At 42.1% G+C, this 18,265-nt stretch carries 15 protein-coding genes; 4 read left to right on the top strand and 11 right to left on the bottom strand.

The genetic code is table 11. From position 1 onward, the window contains the following. Together QUB20_RS03745 and QUB20_RS03740 are read right to left on the bottom strand one after the other, a co-directional pair. A partial coding sequence (locus tag QUB20_RS03745; RefSeq protein WP_333243276.1) for an FkbM family methyltransferase occupies positions 1-1,007 on the bottom strand: 1,007 nt, incomplete at its 3' end. Between the two features lie 578 nt (positions 1,008-1,585). After that, positions 1,586-2,197: a DUF5678 domain-containing protein gene (locus tag QUB20_RS03740; RefSeq protein ID WP_333243273.1), complete on the bottom strand. Its 612-nt coding sequence runs from the start codon at positions 2,195-2,197 to the stop codon at positions 1,586-1,588. A 578-nt stretch (positions 2,198-2,775) separates the two neighbouring features. Here QUB20_RS03740 and QUB20_RS03735 point away from each other — a divergent pair. The 4 genes from QUB20_RS03735 (at position 2,776) to QUB20_RS03720 (ending at position 10,844) form a co-directional block, all read left to right on the top strand. Beyond that, the gene (locus QUB20_RS03735; protein ID WP_333243270.1) at positions 2,776-3,801 is read left to right on the top strand and encodes a class I SAM-dependent methyltransferase; all 1,026 of its coding nucleotides are present in this window, start codon (positions 2,776-2,778) and stop codon (positions 3,799-3,801) included. Between the two features lie 285 nt (positions 3,802-4,086). After that, on the top strand, positions 4,087-4,863 hold the full coding sequence (locus QUB20_RS03730) for a DUF1698 domain-containing protein (RefSeq protein WP_333243266.1): 777 nt from the start codon (positions 4,087-4,089) through the stop codon (positions 4,861-4,863). Between the two features lie 166 nt (positions 4,864-5,029). Next, positions 5,030-8,320 (top strand): tetratricopeptide repeat protein, encoded by a 3,291-nt coding sequence (locus tag QUB20_RS03725; RefSeq protein ID WP_333243263.1) that lies wholly within the window; start codon positions 5,030-5,032, stop codon positions 8,318-8,320. A 133-nt stretch (positions 8,321-8,453) separates the two neighbouring features. Beyond that, the gene (locus QUB20_RS03720; protein WP_333243260.1) at positions 8,454-10,844 is read left to right on the top strand and encodes a tetratricopeptide repeat protein; all 2,391 of its coding nucleotides are present in this window, start codon (positions 8,454-8,456) and stop codon (positions 10,842-10,844) included. Between the two features lie 5 nt (positions 10,845-10,849). Here the strand turns inward: QUB20_RS03720 and QUB20_RS03715 are convergent, their stop codons facing one another. From QUB20_RS03715 to QUB20_RS03675, 9 genes are all read right to left on the bottom strand, one after another. Beyond that, positions 10,850-11,614, bottom strand: coding sequence for a CmcI family methyltransferase (locus tag QUB20_RS03715; protein ID WP_333243257.1), 765 nt, complete (start codon positions 11,612-11,614; stop codon positions 10,850-10,852). 38 nt (positions 11,615-11,652) lie between these two features. Continuing rightward, a complete protein-coding gene (locus QUB20_RS03710; protein WP_333243253.1) occupies positions 11,653-12,579 on the bottom strand; it encodes an NAD(P)-dependent oxidoreductase in 927 nt (308 codons plus the stop codon). Beyond that, on the bottom strand, positions 12,576-13,109 hold the full coding sequence (gene rfbC, locus QUB20_RS03705) for a dTDP-4-dehydrorhamnose 3,5-epimerase (RefSeq protein ID WP_333243250.1): 534 nt from the start codon (positions 13,107-13,109) through the stop codon (positions 12,576-12,578). Before rfbC ends, QUB20_RS03710 begins: the two co-directional genes overlap by 4 nt. Then, positions 13,106-14,338 (bottom strand): class I SAM-dependent methyltransferase, encoded by a 1,233-nt coding sequence (locus QUB20_RS03700; RefSeq protein WP_333243247.1) that lies wholly within the window; start codon positions 14,336-14,338, stop codon positions 13,106-13,108. The genes rfbC and QUB20_RS03700 overlap by 4 nt, the downstream gene beginning before the upstream one ends. Positions 14,339-14,405: 67 nt before the next feature. Next, entirely contained in the window at positions 14,406-15,404 is a 999-nt protein-coding gene (locus tag QUB20_RS03695; RefSeq protein ID WP_333243243.1) for a GDP-mannose 4,6-dehydratase, read from the bottom strand. Further along, on the bottom strand, positions 15,401-16,177 hold the full coding sequence (rfbF, locus tag QUB20_RS03690; RefSeq protein ID WP_333243241.1) for a glucose-1-phosphate cytidylyltransferase: 777 nt from the start codon (positions 16,175-16,177) through the stop codon (positions 15,401-15,403). The genes QUB20_RS03695 and rfbF overlap by 4 nt, the downstream gene beginning before the upstream one ends. A gap of 80 nt (positions 16,178-16,257) precedes the next feature. Then, positions 16,258-16,869 (bottom strand): DUF5678 domain-containing protein, encoded by a 612-nt coding sequence (locus QUB20_RS03685; RefSeq protein WP_333243237.1) that lies wholly within the window; start codon positions 16,867-16,869, stop codon positions 16,258-16,260. Between the two features lie 22 nt (positions 16,870-16,891). Continuing rightward, the gene (locus QUB20_RS03680) at positions 16,892-17,845 is read right to left on the bottom strand and encodes a GDP-mannose 4,6-dehydratase (RefSeq protein ID WP_333243234.1); all 954 of its coding nucleotides are present in this window, start codon (positions 17,843-17,845) and stop codon (positions 16,892-16,894) included. 155 nt (positions 17,846-18,000) lie between these two features. After that, a complete protein-coding gene (locus QUB20_RS03675; protein ID WP_333291169.1) occupies positions 18,001-18,135 on the bottom strand; it encodes a hypothetical protein in 135 nt (44 codons plus the stop codon). Between the last annotated feature and the right edge of the window lie 130 nt (positions 18,136-18,265).

Genomic DNA, 18,265 nt, shown 5'->3' with positions numbered 1-18,265 from the left:
AACTCCCCCTGAGTTTGATGCAGTTGAGACTGGGACTGTTCTAACTCCCCCTGAGTTTGATGCAGTTGAGACTGGGATTGAGAACGAAGCTGCTGTAATTCTCCCTTATGCTGCTCCAATTCTTCTCTCAACAAATGTAACTGAAACTTATAAACTTCTGCTTCTTCAGATGCAGGAATTTTGTCAACGTTATCTCCTGTGCCAATATTAGTCGAGTTTGACGCGCTTATTTCATAATAAGGGCGGCAAATTTTCCGAACTTCGTCCTCTGGCAAAGTCAACTTTCTAAAACTAATAATATTTCCATAACCACCATTTTGATAAAAAATATTATCCGGCTCTAAATTCGATGTTTGTAAATCAAAAACCTTAGCTTCAGTATCTAAAGCATTATCCACCATAACACTGAAACCATATCCACATTCTTTTAAGGCGTTGAGACACTCCATCGTAGCACTAAGAAACTTGGGCGACCAACCATTTTGACCAGTTGCCCTGGTACTCCACCCACCATACTCAAACATAACTACACTCGGCAACCAAGCTTGGGGTAATTGCCTAAAAGCTTTAATCACAGTTGACTCCGCACCTTCAATATCTAGTTTTAAACAAGTTACTTTCTCAGGATTGAAGTTCAATAACAACTTAGATAAAGTTAATGATTGTACTTCTCGTGTTTCTGTAGAAACACCAAACCAGTCCGGTTCAAGAGAAGCATAATTACTATCCAATCCAGCAGCTACATTTCCTAAATGAATAGTCTTAGTGCCGTTGACATCTGATAGACAGGCTTCTATCAAAGTAATGCCATCATATTGACACAAAACTCGCACTCCATCCACAGGGAGGGGCTCAACGGCGACAGTTTTAAATCCCAACATAGCAAACATCTCGCAGTAAAAGGCAAATGTTCCTACGCCAACATCAATACAAATGCCTTCTCGCTTTTCGTCTACCAAAGGAAGAACATAGCTTAAAATTCTTTGACAACAAGCTTCTACACGCATTAGCCATCCTCCTTAAGTACCTACACAAAATTAATTACACATCGGACTTTGTTACTCTTTAGACGTATCAAGGGTTTCAAGTCAACTCAGTCGGCAATTAATTTTGTTTACCTACTTATGATTCTGATTCCAGAGATTACTATCTAATAAATATTCTAATTTTAACTTCCAGTCGCCCTAAGACAACCTACTCCCAAAATGGTTTCTCAGAAGCTTACCACAAATAAGGGTAATTTTTGCCCGATCGCCCCAATGAACTCCAAATGAACTCAAGCCGTTGCTTTCCCAAGGATATCAGACTTCAGCCCTCAGAGGATGTTCCCGCACGCACCAGGTATTATAGATGGTCGATCGCCCCCAAGCCCGCTTGCCATCGAGCTTAACAATAGATATTACCCCAAAAATCAACACACGAAGACGATCGCACTCAGGCGATCAACCAACACGCGCGATCGGGTAAACTAGAAAGGTCGATCGCGCTCTACCCGCGTGCCATTGACTCAAAGCCCAACTTCTGCATCAGAGTGAAGCACTGGACTCGGCACACAAAAAATTCAATTAAACTCGATCGCCACAGTTCACTGCGATCGCCGCTTAAAAATAATTGTCTCCTCAGCTTGCTTAAATTCTATATCAAACAAATCAAACACCACCTCTCGGCCCAAAAGTATTTCCTGGCAAAAATCTGTTTGTGCCCAAGCGACAGGCGCAGTAAAAATATGACCATCCAACTGTATTTCTATCTGTCGTAATAGATATTCAATACTGCCACCAACTCCTTCAGCTTGATTGTTAATCTCTTCAGACCCTTTAGTATAACCCAAGTCTTCACCAAGTTTTTTCGTAATCAAACTAAGTTCTGCACCTGAATCAACCAAAATTTTCACTGTTACGGTATGCTGAAATTTCAATAACAACTGGTATTTAGGTTGCCAATCGTGAGATTTTAATGTTCTCATTCGGACTGGATAAAATCTGACTGGTTCGACAAACTCGCTTTCAAATATCCGTTCAATTACATAATCTAAACCAGATAAACTCGGATCGAGCGCATCCTTCATCTTTCGATAATCGCGATCGTGACTAATCACTCCTTTGTTAGTATAAGCTATCCACTCACCCCGATATTTTTTTAACTCCGGTCGATGAGCTTTATACCAATCATTGGCTGTAGGATACTCTGGTTCCATAATTAAATCACTTTCTTGTATTTTAGAAAATCATCTATCGTTGGGTTAATGATATCTGTCGCTACAAAATTTTCTCAAACATAATTTACTTTTGTCGCGATCGGGCTTTTGTATCCCATTCTACTACATAGGGTAAGTTGTGCCCGATCGCCCCCAATGAACTCCCAACGAACTCAAGCCGTTGCCTTCCCAAGGATATCAGACTTCGGGCCTCTGAGGATGTTCCCGCAAAACCATGTATTATATATGGGCGATCGCCCCCAAGCCCTAAACAATTGAGCTTAACAATAGATATTACCCCAAAAATCTACACACGAAGAAGATCGCACTCAATCGATCAACCAACACGTGCGATCGGGTAAACTAGAAAGGTCGATCCCATCCCCGTGGCATTGACTCAGGGCATAACTATAGCCTTTCTCATAAAGATGGACTACGCCGAAACCCTGTGTGGTCAAGCTTTTGAAGTTGAACTGTGTACATCCTCTACCCAAGAACCGCTATAATGTTGACCTCACTCTCACTGAGGATGACCCATTACTAAACTAACGATAAAAAAATAGTTACGGATAGACGCTATGACAATCGAGCAAGACGATAATTTAATCTTGGCGATCGACCATTCGTGGTCTGATGACGGCGGACTCAGAATCCAAGGATGGATTGTGAGCAAGCAAGAAGGAATGCTAGATGAAGTAGCAGTGTGCGTGGGAAATACTTGCGTGCCAATTACTACATGGTATCCCCGCCCTGATGTGGCCGCAACGTTTCCCCAATACTACAGTGATAACTGTGGTTTTGTTGTGAACCTGGATTATACCGACAAAGGTCGAGTCATCTTTGAGGCTAAAATTCAAGGAAAAATATTAACTAAAAGCGTAGCCATAGGTGAAACAATAGAGGCTCCTCATAGAACTATTGTTACCGAAGAAAATGAGGTGTCCAAGCAATATTTTAAGCTCGATCTAGGCTGTGGATCCAACAAACAACCAGGAACTTTGGGGTTAGATATCATCAACCAACCAGGAGTTGACTATGTAATAGATTTGCAGAATGAGAAGTTGCCATTTCCCAACCGGAGCGTAGATTATGTCTACTCTGCTCATTTCTTGGAACATCTGACTCCACCTGCACCCATACCTATATTCCAAGAAATTAACCGTGTTTGTACTGAGGGAGCGCATTTAGAGTTTTGGACACCCTTCATGTGGCACAACGCAGGATTTATTTTCGGACATACGCAATATTATAATGAAGATCACTATATGCACCTGTGCGTATGGTTCTCCGAGTTTTGGGAAAAAGGTCTTGGGGCTAGATGGCTTCTCAAGGAATTCGTATACATTGTAGATCCAGAAGTTTTAACAGAACTGTACAAGAACAAAGTTCAACTTGAATTTGCTATCAAGTATTATAAAGGTGTTGTGAAAGAATTTGGAGTTATAATCGAAGTTCGTCACGACTATAAAGGACAGACTATATCTCCTAAACGTACCTTTACTACAGAGCGGCATAAAGAACGATACCTGCTAAACTCTTTTTCCAAAACGATTTATGAAAACGAGTTGCAGCAAGCAATCAATTGGTTTTCAGGATCTGAATAGAAAAGCTTTTGTTTGCATATGAAAAAATCTCGCTCATTTAAGATAAAAAATTGAATGCTTTGAGGTATGTAACTGGCAAAAGAACAAAATGAGAATTATAGCGGGTGCATTGATGAATCTCGCTCTGAGGACGGTGCAATAAATATTACTTCAAAAATAGGTAAACGAAGACGATCGAACTCAAGCGATCCGAATAACACCCGCGAGCGAGTAAACTAGAAGGGGCGATCGCAATGTCCCCAAACTAATTGTAAATTCACTTAACCTATAGCAAAACGCAACTGTATGGAAGTTCTCGATTCTTATATAAAGTCAGCACCGAGTAGCCAGAACGCACTGAATATTTTCCAAGGTGAGTGGGCATCTAGATTTCCCGGGAATGCGTCATTAGTAGCTGGAACTGTTCCACTGTTTGAAGATAACCGCATCACCTGGGCTGTTGACCAATTAAAGGGAGTTCAAGGCAAGGATATTGTTGAACTCGGACCACTCGAAGCCGGACACACTTATATGCTGGAAAAACTTGGAGCTGCTTCAATTACAGCAGTTGAGGCAAACAGCCGCGCCTACCTAAAATGCCTGATCGTTAAAGAAGTGATGGGACTGCAAAAAGCACATTTCCTGTACGGCGACTGTGTAGAACACCTGCGGACAAGCCAGAGGAAATTTGATGTTTGCTTGGCTAGCGGTATTCTTTACCACATGGCTAACCCCGTTGAGCTAATTTCTTTGATTGCTAAAGCCTCAGACCAAGTATTTATTTGGACTCACTATTACGACGGCGATATTATCCACAACCAACCTCACCTCAGTCCCAAGTTTACGGCGCAAAGAGCAACTGAGTACGACGGGTTTAATTACACAGCATACCGCCAAGAATATCAAGTGGCGTTAGAGTATGCAGGCTTCTGCGGAGGTAGCAGCGCCTTTAGCCACTGGCTGAGTCGCGAGGATATTTTATCATGTTTGAAGTATTTTGGCTTAAGTGACATTAAAGTCAATTTTGAGCAGATAGACCATGCTAACGGGCCATGCTTTGCCTTAGTAGCGATGCGGTCTTGATAATTCCCAATGAATGCTAATTTTTAGTAGAGGCGGGTTTTACCAAAGATATCTTGGCTACGTCAAAAGATAAGAAACCCGCCCTCCCGCGAACCCCACTCAGTTTCAACTGATAATTTGATATTTGTCTATAAAAAATAATCGCAGATATAAGGATGATAAGGCTATGAGCGAATTCCACAAGGATCGGCAATTGCAAGAGGAAGGTAATCTAGAAGAAGTGATCGCTGCTTGCTATCGGAAACTTGAGCTAAATAGTGACGATCCCTGGACACACCACCACATGGGAGAAACCCTCGCGAAACTGAATCGATGGGATGAAGCCGTCGCCGCCTACCGTCATGCAATAGAACTCAAACCTGATTTTTGTTGGAGTTACCACCATTTAGGGGATGCCCTAGCGCAACAGCAACAGTGGGAAGAATCGGCGACAGCATTCCGCAAGGCGATTGAACTCAATCCCGAACATTTTGGAACTTACGTGGGGCTAGGTAATAGTTTAGTAAAATTGGGTCAACTAGATGAGGCGATCGCTGCTTACCGCGGTGCAAGTGAGTTGAACCCTGATGCTGATTGGATTCATTCTGCCTTGGCAAATGCAGTGCAACAGCAAAATCAGTCTAATTTAGCAGAAGCGCTCGCCTCCTATCGCCAGATGATAGAACTCAATCCAGACAACGTACAAGCTTATCAAAATCTTTTGCAACTTCAACCCGATAACTGGGAACTCTGGTTGCAGTTGGGAAATACTTTGGTACAACAGGGAAAACTAGAGGAAGCGATCGCGGCTTATCGTCGTGCGATCGAACATAATCCCCAGAATCAGACGGCTTACTACGGCTTAGGAGAGAGTCTCGCCAACTTGGGACAACTGGAAGAGGCGATCGCGGCTTACCGTCAAGCGATTCAACTCAGCGAACAGGAAAAGCAAAAAGCCTCGACTTTAGAGCCTACCGAAGACCGAGAAGAAGCTATCAAACGTTATCGACACGCGATCGAAGAGAATCCCGATAACATCTCAGAATACCAAAAACTGCTAGAGTTAGAACCGGACAACCAAGAAGTTTTGTTACAGTTAGCCCAGGCTTTAGTGAGACAGGAACAGATAGAGGACGCGATCGCGGTCTATCGTCGCCTAGTGGAACTATCACCCTGTGAGGGATATTACCAGGAGTTAGGAGAACTTCTCGTCAAACAAGAAAAGTGGGATGACGCGATCGCCACATATCTTCGTGCCCTAGAACTAAATCCTGAAGCCTCTGAATGTCACCATCAGCTAGGGGAAGCTATCTATCAGCGGGTAATCGAAAACCCAGAAACCTTTTTTTCTCAATACAATCTGGCTAAGAATCCTCATAAAGACTACCAACTATTTGACCCAGAATTACCGTTCGTCTGTTTCCTCAATGACCAATCCTTTTTGCAAGCTACCGCCCACCTGGATGATGCTACTTATACAGTGGAATGGTACAGAGTTTATCTAAGACGGTTTCTTTCGGAAGCGGAAAAACAAGGTTGCATTAATTGGCTACAAACTCCGGGTCATAGCCGGGAATTGGGGTTAAAAGTTTGGCGAGAAACCTTAGCAGAATTTCAGACTTTGCTAAAATTTTCCTTCACGATAGTTGGTTTAGAAGAGGCTGTCAAGTGTTATCATCGTGCGATTGAATTGTCTCCCAATCATCATTCATCATACTATCGCTTAGCAGAAGTGTTTACTAAACAAGGCCAACATGAGCAAGCTCTCGTTCTCTACCATCAATTAAGTCTCAAGTTAGCAGAAGAGGGCAAGATAGTAGAAGCAGTAGCCTGTTTTCAACAAGCCACCCATCCGCCCCTTCACGAAGGAAAGATGTACGAGATGCTTTGGCAAGGATTAAATCAATTGGCTCCCCTGGAAGCCTCAGATTCCTATTATCCCACTGACCTTCAACCTGAAGCTATTGAACAATACTTCCATGAAACCAGTCAATATACTATTATGAACCTTTCGTCTTTAACGGAAAAAGACAAAGCTCTTCTAGAAAAGAATGGATTTTTACTAACAAATTTGCAGTTGATTGCCCAAGATAATCTCACCTTAGAAGAAATATATATTAATTATTTTGCCGAAACAAAAAACATTAGGCTTTCTCAACAATTACCCAAGCAAAATAATTATAAATTTATATATCAATCCCATTTGAATCAACCGAATATTTATCAACAAAGTATCGTAGAAACAGGTTATATTTATTCAGTTTGCCCGTTGAGCGGTCAGGTTATTAGGTCAGAGCAATCCTTTTATGATGTAGCATGGCTACCCATGATGAGTTATCGGTTTGTTGGCTGTGAAATTTATTATTTAATCGTTGGACACTTTTGGGGCCCAAAGATGTTCATTTATTTTCCCCGTTTAGAGCTAATTATTCACCTCAATCCATTTCTCCAAGGTTCTGAACAAGCAATTATTAACCGATTAAAAAGCTATATGGTTAGTTGTTGGCAACACAGCCTCAAATATATCTCAAAACCCCAGAAAAAAGGCGTAGTGGCAATTTTAGGCTTACTGACGAACATAGGACACTATTTTTGGAATGAAGTAACTGGACTTCAATTTTTGTCGGATAATGGTCTTTTGGATAAACTCGATAAAATATTAATCGAACCAAATGAGTATTTTAATGTCGCTGATGCTTTCCCCGAAATTGCTGACAAGATAATCAGAATTCCGGATAAAAAAAGTATGTTTAAGGCTATTATTGAAAATAATTATTTAGCCGTTAGAGTTGACAATGTTTTTGTTAGAGAAACACTGGCAACTAGGATATACGAGGGTTCCTTAAAAAGGTGTTCTCCACAATTTTTAGCTGAAGTAGAGGGAGCCAAAAATAAACACTTTCCTTTGCTGTGGTTTGGTCTTCGCAGCCATGATAAATCTTGGGTTTCTCAAGTAGAAGGAATCGTTAATATTATCAAAAGTCTCGCCGTGGATTTTCCTGATCTAGGAGTTGTATTTGATGGTTGGTCTCGGATAGAAAGAGAGGATGAGCGTGGAGAGTTAATGATTGCCAAGGATCAAGCCACGGAGCAAGAAATTTTACAAATTTTACCACCTGATATCCAGGCTTATAGTACAATTGGTAGCATGAGCTATGAGAAAGTTGTCTGGGCTTATGCTATTGATTTATATGTTATACCACTTTCATCAGGAAGTACCGCCGTTTCCTGGATTGCTAATAAACCCGGTGTGATGCACGCAAACAGTTTAATAAATACAGAACCTCTGAGAGAACAAGTAACTTATAGTCGCGAAAATGTCGTACCCCCGGTCTTTGTGCCTGTTGAGTGTATCGTCGATCAACAAGCTTCACCTTATATTTTATCAGTAGGCTGTCAAAATTATGATTTCGATTGGAGAATTGTTTACAATGAAACTCTGAAAATTATCAATTCGTTGAACCCGAACAGATATTAATTGTTCGTGGAAAGTAAAGGCAACAAATATCAACTTTTCTTACGCTCATAAACAATAACTACTCAGAGAAATTTAGAGTCTGTGTCGGAAAACTTAACTCCTAAAATTGTTAGCCCCCAAAAACGAAAGTAAGATGAACTCAGAAATTACTGTAACAGAAGTCAACAAGGCAAACCAACTGCAACAAGAAGGCAAACTAGAGGAAGCGATCGCTGTCTATCGCGGATTGACTGAAAAACTTTACCAGCAGTTAGGAAAACTCCTATCACAACAAAAAAATTGGAATGAGGCGATCGCCACCTATCGTCGTTCCCTAGAATTGAATCCTCAAGACTATGAATGTCACTATCAGCTAGGGGAAGCTATCTATCAGCGGGTAGTGGAGAACCCAGAAACCTTTTTTTCGGAATATTATAACTTGGCTGAAGTTACCCATAAAGACTACCAAGTATTTGACCCCGAATTACCCGCAGTATGTTTTCTCAATGACCAAGCATTTGTGCAGGCTACCTCGCAATTAGATGATGCTACTTATACGGTCGAATGGTATAGAGTTTATCTGAGACGTTCTCTTTCGGAAGCGGAAAAACAAGGTTGCATTAATTGGCTACAAACTCCGGGTCATAGTCGGGAACTGGGGATAAAAGTTTGGCGGGAGGGTTTGGCAGAATTTCAGACGTTGTTGAAACGTTCCTACATGACCGTTGGTTTAGAAGAAGCTGTTAATTGTTATCGTCGTGCCATTGAATTATACCCCTATCATCACCCCTTATACAAGGGTTTAGTAGAAGCTTTGACAACACAAGGAAAACATGAAGAAGCAATCACTATTTATCATCAACTCGGTCTTTATTTGGCAGAAGCCAACCGAATGGATGAGGCCATCGCTTGTTTCCAAAATATTCCCAAGATTCTATTAAGGAACAATCAAAAAACATACGATTTAATATGGGATGGACTAAATGAATTAAGACCGCTTGATACAGTAAATCTGTATTACTCATCTGAAATTAGTCAAAATTCAGCCTATGAATATTTTGTCAATAGTAGTCAATATACAGTTGTTAATCTTTGGAATTTAAATGATTCAGATCGCTCGCTTTTAGAAAATCTCGGTTTATCTATAGAGAATTTAGGCTTGATCAAGCAAGAAAATATTGGTTTGGAGGAAATCTATATCAATAGTTTTGATGACCACCAAGGATTTCAGCTTTCAAGAAAGGTAAAAAGACATCCCAAAATGTCTCGGTATTTTCAGTGGGACAAAGCTATTAATCTACAGCAAAGCATAGTAGAAACGGGTTTTGTTTATTCAGTCTGCCCTTTCACGGGTAAAATTCTGCGATCAAACCAGTCATTTTATGTTGAGCCATTTATATTATATCGTTTTGTGGGGAAAGAAGTATTTTATTTAATGTATGGTGATTGGATGGGAACTAAGCAGTGTATTTATTTGCCTAACCAAGAACTGATCATTGTTTTGGACAACTTTCCTGGGGGAAATTTTACGGGTGTAATTAATTTATTCAAAAGTTATGTTTTGAGTAATTGGCAACAATTTAAAGCCTATCTCTATCAAGAAAAAAAAGGGGTTTGTGCTGTTTTAGGTATAGCTTATAATGTAGGACATTATGTCTGGAATGAATGCTCAGGAATTTACTATTTGTATAAAAATGGAATCCTCAATAATATTGATAAGTTCTTGGTTGGTTCCCATGAGTATATTATGGTTGACGACATTTTCCCAAGCATACCGTCCGATAAAATCATCCGCCTAGATAGCTGCTGTACTGAGGTTATTTTCAAAAATATTATAGAAAATAATTTATTCGCAGTCCGACTCACAGACACTTTTATAGAAGAAGAACTAGCCAAGAAGATATATCAGAGTTCTGTTGAAAAATGTTCTCAAGATTTTTTAGAAAAAGTAGAAATGGCTAAGAATCACTTTCCTTTACTTTGGATTACACTTCGGAACTATAAAAGAACTTGGTTCTCTCAAATAGAAGGTACAGCCAACATTATTAAAAGCCTGCATACAAATTTTCCTAACTTAGCTGTTGTATTTGATGGTTGGTCTGTACCTGAAAGAGATCATGAGAATGCATCTAATGAGACCCATATCGAGGCATTAGAGCAAGATTGTTTACAACCTATTCTCAATCTCCTTCCGCATGAAATTACAACTTACAGCACCATTGGTCATCCCATTTATGAAACCATTATCTGGGCCGAAGCAATCGACCTTTATGCAGTACCATTTGGAACAGGAATGACTTTTGTAACCTGGATAGCAAGCAAGCCTGGGGTAGGTCATGGAAATAAGGCTTACTCTGATGCGGTTGAGGACTCATTTTCACCTGTTTATCGAGAAAATGCTGTACTGCCAGTGTTGATATCTAAAGAATATATCACTGAGGATGAGAATAACCCTGATGCAATGACTCGCAATTATGATTGTGATTGGCAAGTGATTTACAACGAACTCATGCAAATCTTACAAAACTTGCCAAAACGAGTCTAATTTTGTTATTTTCGCTTTAACCAAGCCCCTGGCCAGTGAGTCACATTCTCCGTCAAATCGCTCTCGCTAAACGGCCATTTAGGTTGCTCCAACACAAACTCAGGATGTTTTTCTGCAAACTCAGCCGCCGCTGCAGTAGGATGATCCCACTTCCACTCAGGATTCCCCCGTGGCACATCATCCAGATCCTTCATAATCCCATCGGTGGCAATTATATAGGAGCCTGGTGTCACAAAACTGCAATAAGCCTCTAACTCGTCAGCAACGTGCTGTTTTGTGTGACACGAGTCAAGACTCACCAAGACAGTCTCCCCTGGATTGACCAGTTTTTTAACTTGCTCTACAATACTGGTATCTGTAGAACTGCCTTCAACTAAAGTAATGAACGATGACAGTTCGTGTTCCTCTATAGCCTTGCGATTGTGGGGGCGAATTTCAATATCAATTCCTACAACCCTACCCTTGCCCATTGCTTTAAACAGGCTAGCGTAATAAATCAGCGAACCGCCGTGAGCCACCCCGCTTTCAATAATTACATCGGGTTTAACCTGATAGATAACTTCCTGAGTCCGAATCATGTCTTCTGGAAGCTGAATTATTGGTCTTCCCATCCAGCTAAATGTATAGGTGTATTTTTGATTCCAGCCTAATTTCAGCCAGTAGTGAGAAATGAGTTCAAAAGCTTCCTTAGAATAGAGCGGGATAGTTTGACACTCACCGTCTATTTCTTGAATTAATTTTTGGGCATCTGTATCTAGCGTTAATTTCATGATTTTTCCTAGTTATAATTGGAGTTATGTAACGAATCTTAGACACCAGTTTTTGAGGACAAAAGCTGCTTTTCCCACCCGATTATAGCTTGCCTTAATCCGCTTTCTAAGTTGGATTTGGGCAGCCAACCTACCTCATTAGATAAACGAGTCACATCAGCCACTAACAAAGGCGCTTCTTTCGCAGCAGAGGGAATAGCACCTAACTGCACTAAATCCGATCGCCCGATTAGATTAGCTATTTTATAAACAACATCTTTAATCGCGATCGCCTGTCCCGATCCAATATTAACAGCACCCGTCACCTCACTCTCCAAAAGAGCGACAAAAGCATCAGCAACATCCTGTATATACAGAAAATCCCGGATTTGATTACCGTGAGAGCAGCGAGCAGGCTCTCCCTTTAAGAGAGAAAGAATCACTGAAGAAACCAGCCGATTTGGGTACTCGTAAGCACCGTAGGGAAAGAAAATACGTCCCCAAGCACTGCTGAGACTTGTCGTCTCACAATAGCAACTTACTATCTCCTGCAAAGCATTTTTACAAATACCGTAGGGAGTATCGGGATTTCTTGGCGTGACAAATTCCGAGCAATAACCATACTTCCAATCATACTCGGCGCAGGTTCCGCCCATCACTAATCTCTCGCCACCTTGCTCTCGAAATTGCCTCAATAATTCCAAACTTGCCTGCACCCACAAAAAGTTATCTTCAGATTTCCAATATTGACCGGGTACAGTATAACACCAGGCAAAGTGCAACAAATGTGTTGGCTTTACTTGACAAACTAGCTCTTTAATGGATGTATGATCTAACAAATTTGCCAGATGCCACGTACAGTCAGAACTTAAAGTCGGCAAAGTCTTAGAAGCGACAGCATGAACCTCGAACCCGCGTTCCATCAGCGTCTTGATCGAGTGTCTGCCAACAAAACCCCCTGCCCCCGTAACCAGGACTTTTTTCATAGCACAAAATCGGGGAAATTGCGATCTTTTTCCGAAATTACGCGCTGAGATATCTCCGGCCAATCAATACTAAAAGTCGGATCATCCCACCGCACTCCCCTTGCTAATTCAGAATAATAAAATTCCGACATCTGGTAAAAAACCTCAGTATTATCTGCCAAAGTTTGACAGCCGTGAGCCATACCTTCAGGAATATATATCATCTTGCGATTTTCGGAGTTTAGCTCGATCGCAAACCACTCTTTAAAAGTAGGCGAATTTGGACGCAAATCTATGATTACATCATAAATTCCGCCTTTTACACATCTAACTAACTTTGCTTCTTCGCGCGGTTTGGCCTGATAGTGCATCCCCCGCAAAGTACCTTTTTTCAGGTTAAAAGAAATATTGCACTGCACTAAATTAGGATTCAATCCATGTTCTGCAAACTCCTTTTGACACCAACTGCGGGCAAAAAATCCCCTCTCATCTGCTAGGGGATCTACCTCAATAACATAAGCTCCCTTAAGCTTCGTTTCAGTAAATTTCACGAGATTACCTCCACTTGAGGAATCAGCACCACAAACTTACCTCCCCACTCGCGGATATAATCCATCTGACTTACTATCTCATCCTTGATGTTCCAAGGTAAGATAGCCAAATAATCCGGTTTAGCCTCCCGAATTTTATCTGGATGATATATCGGAATCTGAGTTCCCGGCAAAAACAAACCCTGCTTGTGCGGGCTTAAATCCACCGTATAATCAATCAAATCCGTGCGGATACCGCAATAGTTCAGCAGCGTATTAGCCTTCGCCGGCGCCCCGTAGCCCGCAATTGATTTGCCCTGATTTTTGGCATCAATTAGGAAACTGAGCATTTGGCGCTTCGTAGACTTAACCTGTTCGCCAAATCCTACATAAATTGCAATCTGATTTAGTCCTGCTTGCACTTCCTTAGCTTTGAGTTGAGAAATGCGATCGCCAACTGGTATACTCTCAAAATCCTCATGCCTCCCGTAAATCCGCAGAGAACCGCCGTGCGTCGGTAATTCCTCCACATCAAACAAAGTTAAACCGTGACTTGCAAAAACTTTCTCAACCGTCAACAGCGAAAAATAAGAGAAATGCTCGTGGTAAATCGTGTCAAACAGATTGTCTTGAATTAATTGCAATACATGAGGAAACTCCATTGTCAAGACGCCGTTTGGTTTCAGGAGAATTTTCATCCCCGCCACAAAATCGTTCAAGTCAGGCACATGAGCCAACACATTATTTCCCAGCAACAAATCTGCCCGTTGGCCTTGGGAAACCAACTCTTTAGCCGTTTCCACGCCAAAAAACTTAACTAAAGTGGGAATGCCTTTTTCCTCAGCTACTTTGGCTACATTTGCAGCCGGTTCAATCCCCAATACGGGAATTCCTTCCTGCTGAAAATACTGGAGTAAGTAGCCATCATTGCTAGCGAGTTCAATTACCTGACTGGTTTCGTCAAATCCAAACCTCTGCACCATCAACTCTGTGTATTTCTGAGCATGACGCAGCCAAGAGTCTGAATAGGAAGAAAAATAAGCATAATCGCTGAAGATGCTATCCGGGGATTCAAACTCTTCTAACTGCACTAAAAAACAATTAGCACAAACATAAGTATGAAGCGGATAGAATTTCTCTGCACAATTGAGATGAGCTTGAGATAGAAAAGCATTCGCGAGCGGCGACATCCCCAGATTTACAAAAGTATGCTCCAATGGGTGACTGCAAAAACGACATTTAGATGGCACCGAATTAGCCCCCTTGACTATCAAATAAGAGAAAGAAAATTAAAACCAGAGTCACAGAAATCCTCAATCACACGCTGATGACACAGGTGTTTTCCTCCATCAAAAAGTTTTGATACCATTCAATTGTTTCTTTCAACCCTTCTTCTAGAGGATACTTAGACTCCCAACCGAGCATTTTTCTCGCCTTATCTGCCGAGAGATACTGATGTTTGATTTCATTCTTGGCCCGATTCAATACGACAGGCTCTAAATGAGTCTTGTCCATCAATTTCAAAACCTGATCTACCATGCCCCGCACTGAAATTTGCAACTCGTTGCTGAAATTAAATGCTTCTCCCAAAATTTCTTTTCTGTCCATTTGTTCTGCCAAATGGAGATAAGCTAAAACCCCATCTTTCGCATAGAAATAGTCCCGGATAAAAGTGCCATCACTGCGGATGACTACCGGCTTGTCTCGTAATGCCGATCGAATTGTAGACGGAACGATGCGATTAAAATTCAAGTCTCCCCCGCCGTAAAAGTTGCCGCAGCGAGTAATGCACACTGGCAAACCGTAACTGACGTAGTAAGCCCGACTGATTAAATCAGCACAGCTTTTAGAAACATCGTAAGGGTGTTCCCCTTGAAGCGGAGTTGTTTCGCTGTAAGGCAACACTAGCTGGTCTCCATAGGCTTTATCGCTGGATGCTATGACAATTCGACTCACACCTCCAACGCGGCGACAAGCTTCTAGAATATTCCAAGTGCCTTTAATATTCGTTTCAAAAGTTGCCAGCGGCTCTCTATTTGCAACTCCCACAATTGTCTGAGCTGCTAAGTGAAACACCGTATCTACTTCATACTCATTAATCGCTCGTTCTACCGTTGACAAATCTTCTACACAACCGCGAACGATATTAATTTGCCGATACCACTCTCCAGCATAAAGTCGGGATTGTGGCACCAAGTCACGGACTAATCCTGTTACCAAGGCTCCTCTTTCCAGCAACTCAGCCACTAACCAGTTGCCCAAAAGGCCAGTGCAACCTGTCACCAATACCGATCGATCGCGCCAAAATTCACTCATTCCCACACCCTCCAAGGAGCCTCTCCATTATCCCAAAGTTCATTCAAATATTTATACTCGCGGTAAGTATCCATCGCAAAGAAGAAACCTTCGTGGCGGTACGCCATCAATTGTCCCTGGGCCGCTAACCGCTCTAGTGGCTCTCGCTCCAAAAAACAATCATCCCCGCTCAAATCCTCAAATATACTGCGGTGAAGTACCAAAAATCCCGCACTAGCCCAGCCATCTATTTGAGGTTTTTCGGTGAATTCCAGAACTTTGCCTTGGTTGTCCACATCTAAAATACCATATCGAGATATCGGACGCACTGTACTAACAGTTGCCAGCTTACCATGAGACTTATGAAAATCCACCAAAGCTCCTATATCGAGATCCGCAACTCCATCACCGTATGTCACCATAAAGGTATCATCAGTAATGTATTTCTCCACACGTTTCACCCGCCCCCCAGTCATAGTGTCCGAGCCAGTTTCTGCCAGTGTCACCTTAAAATCTTGCTCGCGATGCTCCTCGTGATAGGTAATGCAATTCTGGCGACCCAAGCAAATAGTAAAATCATTATTCATAGCTTCATAATTCAGGAAATACTCCTTAATCATGTTGCCTTTGTAGCCCAAACACACAATAAAGTCCAGGAATCCGTAGTGGGCATAGGTCTTCATAATGTGCCAGAGAATCGGATGCCCGCCCACATCAACTAGGGGCTTAGGACGAAATTCTGTTTCTTCTCGGAGACGAGTCCCCAAACCGCCGGCTAATATAACTACTTGCATTGTTTCACAGCTTTAAACGTCATCAACTCATCTTTATTCAAAGTGGGCTCTTGAAATTTTAGTGTATGGAATAAGAATGGCTACCCCCTACGCCACTTAAAAATAATCATCTCCTCCGCCTGCTTAAATTCTATATCAAACAAGTCAAAAACTACTTCCCTCCCTAAAAGAATCTCCTCACAAAAATCTGTTTGCGCCCAAGCTACAGGCGCAGTAAAAATATGACCATCCAACTCCATTTCAATATCTCGCAACAGATATTCAATACTGCCACCAACTCCCTCTGCTTTACTGATACTCTCTCCAGCAGTTCTACTACAACCCAAATCTTCACCAAGCTGCTTAGTGATTAAGCTGAGTTCAGCTCCCGAATCCACCAGCATTTCGACTCTTGCCGAGTTCTGAACTTTTAGATGCAGTTCATATCTGGGCTGCCAATCGTGAGATTTTAATGCCCTCATTCTGACAGGATAAAACCTAACAGGCTCAATAAACTCGCTTTCAAATATGCGACCGATCACATAACTTAAATTAGGTGTATCAGGGGGAATCCCGTCCTTCATCTTTCGATAATCCCGATCGTGACTAATCACCCCTTGGTTAGTATAAGCTATCCACTCACCCCGATATTTCTTCAACTCTCGGCGATTAGCCTTATACCACTCCTTAGCTGTCGCATATTCTGCTGCCATATTTTCACCCCATACTTTTCCCTCACATCATCCTCGCTTCCACCATCATCCGCACCACATCGGGCATCTTATACTTAGCCTCCCATCCCAACTTTTGTTTCGCCTTACCCGGATTTCCCCTCCCTACAGCAATCTCCGTCGGTCTGTAAAGACTCGCATCGGTTACTAAATGTTCCCGCCAATCCAAACCCGCAGCAACAAACGCTGTCTGCACAAACTCCTCCAAAGGATAACTTACACCCGTCGCAATTACATAATCGTCCGGTTCTTCCTGCTGCAACATCAAATACATCGCCTCCACATATTCCGGCGCCCAACCCCAGTCCCGCTGCACTGAAATATTTCCCAAATGCAGTTTTTCGGAACTACCTGCAGCAATTCGGCACACAACAGATACAATTTTTTGGGTAACAAACCTCTCCGGCCGCAGCGGCGACTCGTGATTGAACAAAATACCAGAACACGCAAACAAATTGTACGCTTCCCGATAATTCGCTACTTCCCAAAATGCCGTTGCTTTCGCCACCGCGTAAGGACTTCTGGGGCGAAAAGGCGTATTTTCATCGGCTGGATTGCCTCCGGTATCCCCAAAACATTCGCTGGAACTGGCGTTGTAAAGTTTGATTTTGCCGCCTGTAAACCGAATTGCTTCTAAGAGATTCAATGTGCCTGTGGCAATGCTTTCGAGGGTTTCTACGGGCTGTTCAAAAGACAGACCGACGGAACTTTGACCTGCTAGATTGTACACCTCATCTGGCTCTATTTTGGCAAGCACTTGCAAGACGCTGCGAAAATCGTTGAGAGACATGGATTCTAGTTTTACTCTGTCTCGGATGCCCAAACGGGCCAGGTTCCCGAAACTAGACATTTGGGCGTCCCTGGATGTGCCACAAACTTCATAACCTCGATCGAGCAACAGTTTAGCTAAATAAGCTCCGTCCTGACCTGATATACCACAAATTAGCGCTTTTTTCATATCAGATTTTGTTGGCAAAACTACACCGTAGCTGTTGCTATTTTTTCAGGTTTTTAACTTCTATAGTCGGAATTTTTATTCTTTTAATATTTGGGATTTTCCGAGAACTTAACCAAAGCAATTTTAAGCGCTTACTACAAACAACAAATTTATCATTAAGCAGACCCGATCGCCCGATCGAAGTATGATTGCAAAAAGTTCGATGATCGATAGCTGGGAGTAGCAGCATAAGGATATCCTAGGGACACCGCACTGCCGTCTCCCACAGATATCGGGTAGGGACACCGCACTGCCCATAGGTGTCAACTTAACGTACCACCGATAGTCCGACAGGGGTTGAAACCCCTGCCTCAAAGCTAAAGTCCTCCTAAGAAACTCAATCTAACTGTGGAGTTTTAGCAACTAGCTCAAACCCAAAAG

The organism is Microcoleus sp. B4-C2 (genome assembly GCF_036705265.1).
GTDB lineage: Bacteria > Cyanobacteriota > Cyanobacteriia > Cyanobacteriales > Microcoleaceae > Microcoleus.
Note: the sequence above shows the minus strand (reverse complement) of the source record. Positions and strands in the feature narration are given on the sequence as shown.

Coding starts and splice junctions, on each gene's coding strand:
- QUB20_RS03740 (WP_333243273.1), bottom strand. CDS start 2,197: ATGGAACCAGAGTATCCTACAGCCAATGATTGGTATAAAGCTCATCGA.
- QUB20_RS03735 (WP_333243270.1), top strand. CDS start 2,776: ATGACAATCGAGCAAGACGATAATTTAATCTTGGCGATCGACCATTCG.
- QUB20_RS03730 (WP_333243266.1), top strand. CDS start 4,087: ATGGAAGTTCTCGATTCTTATATAAAGTCAGCACCGAGTAGCCAGAAC.
- QUB20_RS03725 (WP_333243263.1), top strand. CDS start 5,030: ATGAGCGAATTCCACAAGGATCGGCAATTGCAAGAGGAAGGTAATCTA.
- QUB20_RS03720 (WP_333243260.1), top strand. CDS start 8,454: ATGAACTCAGAAATTACTGTAACAGAAGTCAACAAGGCAAACCAACTG.
- QUB20_RS03715 (WP_333243257.1), bottom strand. CDS start 11,614: ATGAAATTAACGCTAGATACAGATGCCCAAAAATTAATTCAAGAAATA.
- QUB20_RS03710 (WP_333243253.1), bottom strand. CDS start 12,579: ATGAAAAAAGTCCTGGTTACGGGGGCAGGGGGTTTTGTTGGCAGACAC.
- QUB20_RS03695 (WP_333243243.1), bottom strand. CDS start 15,404: ATGAGTGAATTTTGGCGCGATCGATCGGTATTGGTGACAGGTTGCACT.
- rfbF (WP_333243241.1), bottom strand. CDS start 16,177: ATGCAAGTAGTTATATTAGCCGGCGGTTTGGGGACTCGTCTCCGAGAA.
- QUB20_RS03685 (WP_333243237.1), bottom strand. CDS start 16,869: ATGGCAGCAGAATATGCGACAGCTAAGGAGTGGTATAAGGCTAATCGC.
- QUB20_RS03680 (WP_333243234.1), bottom strand. CDS start 17,845: ATGAAAAAAGCGCTAATTTGTGGTATATCAGGTCAGGACGGAGCTTAT.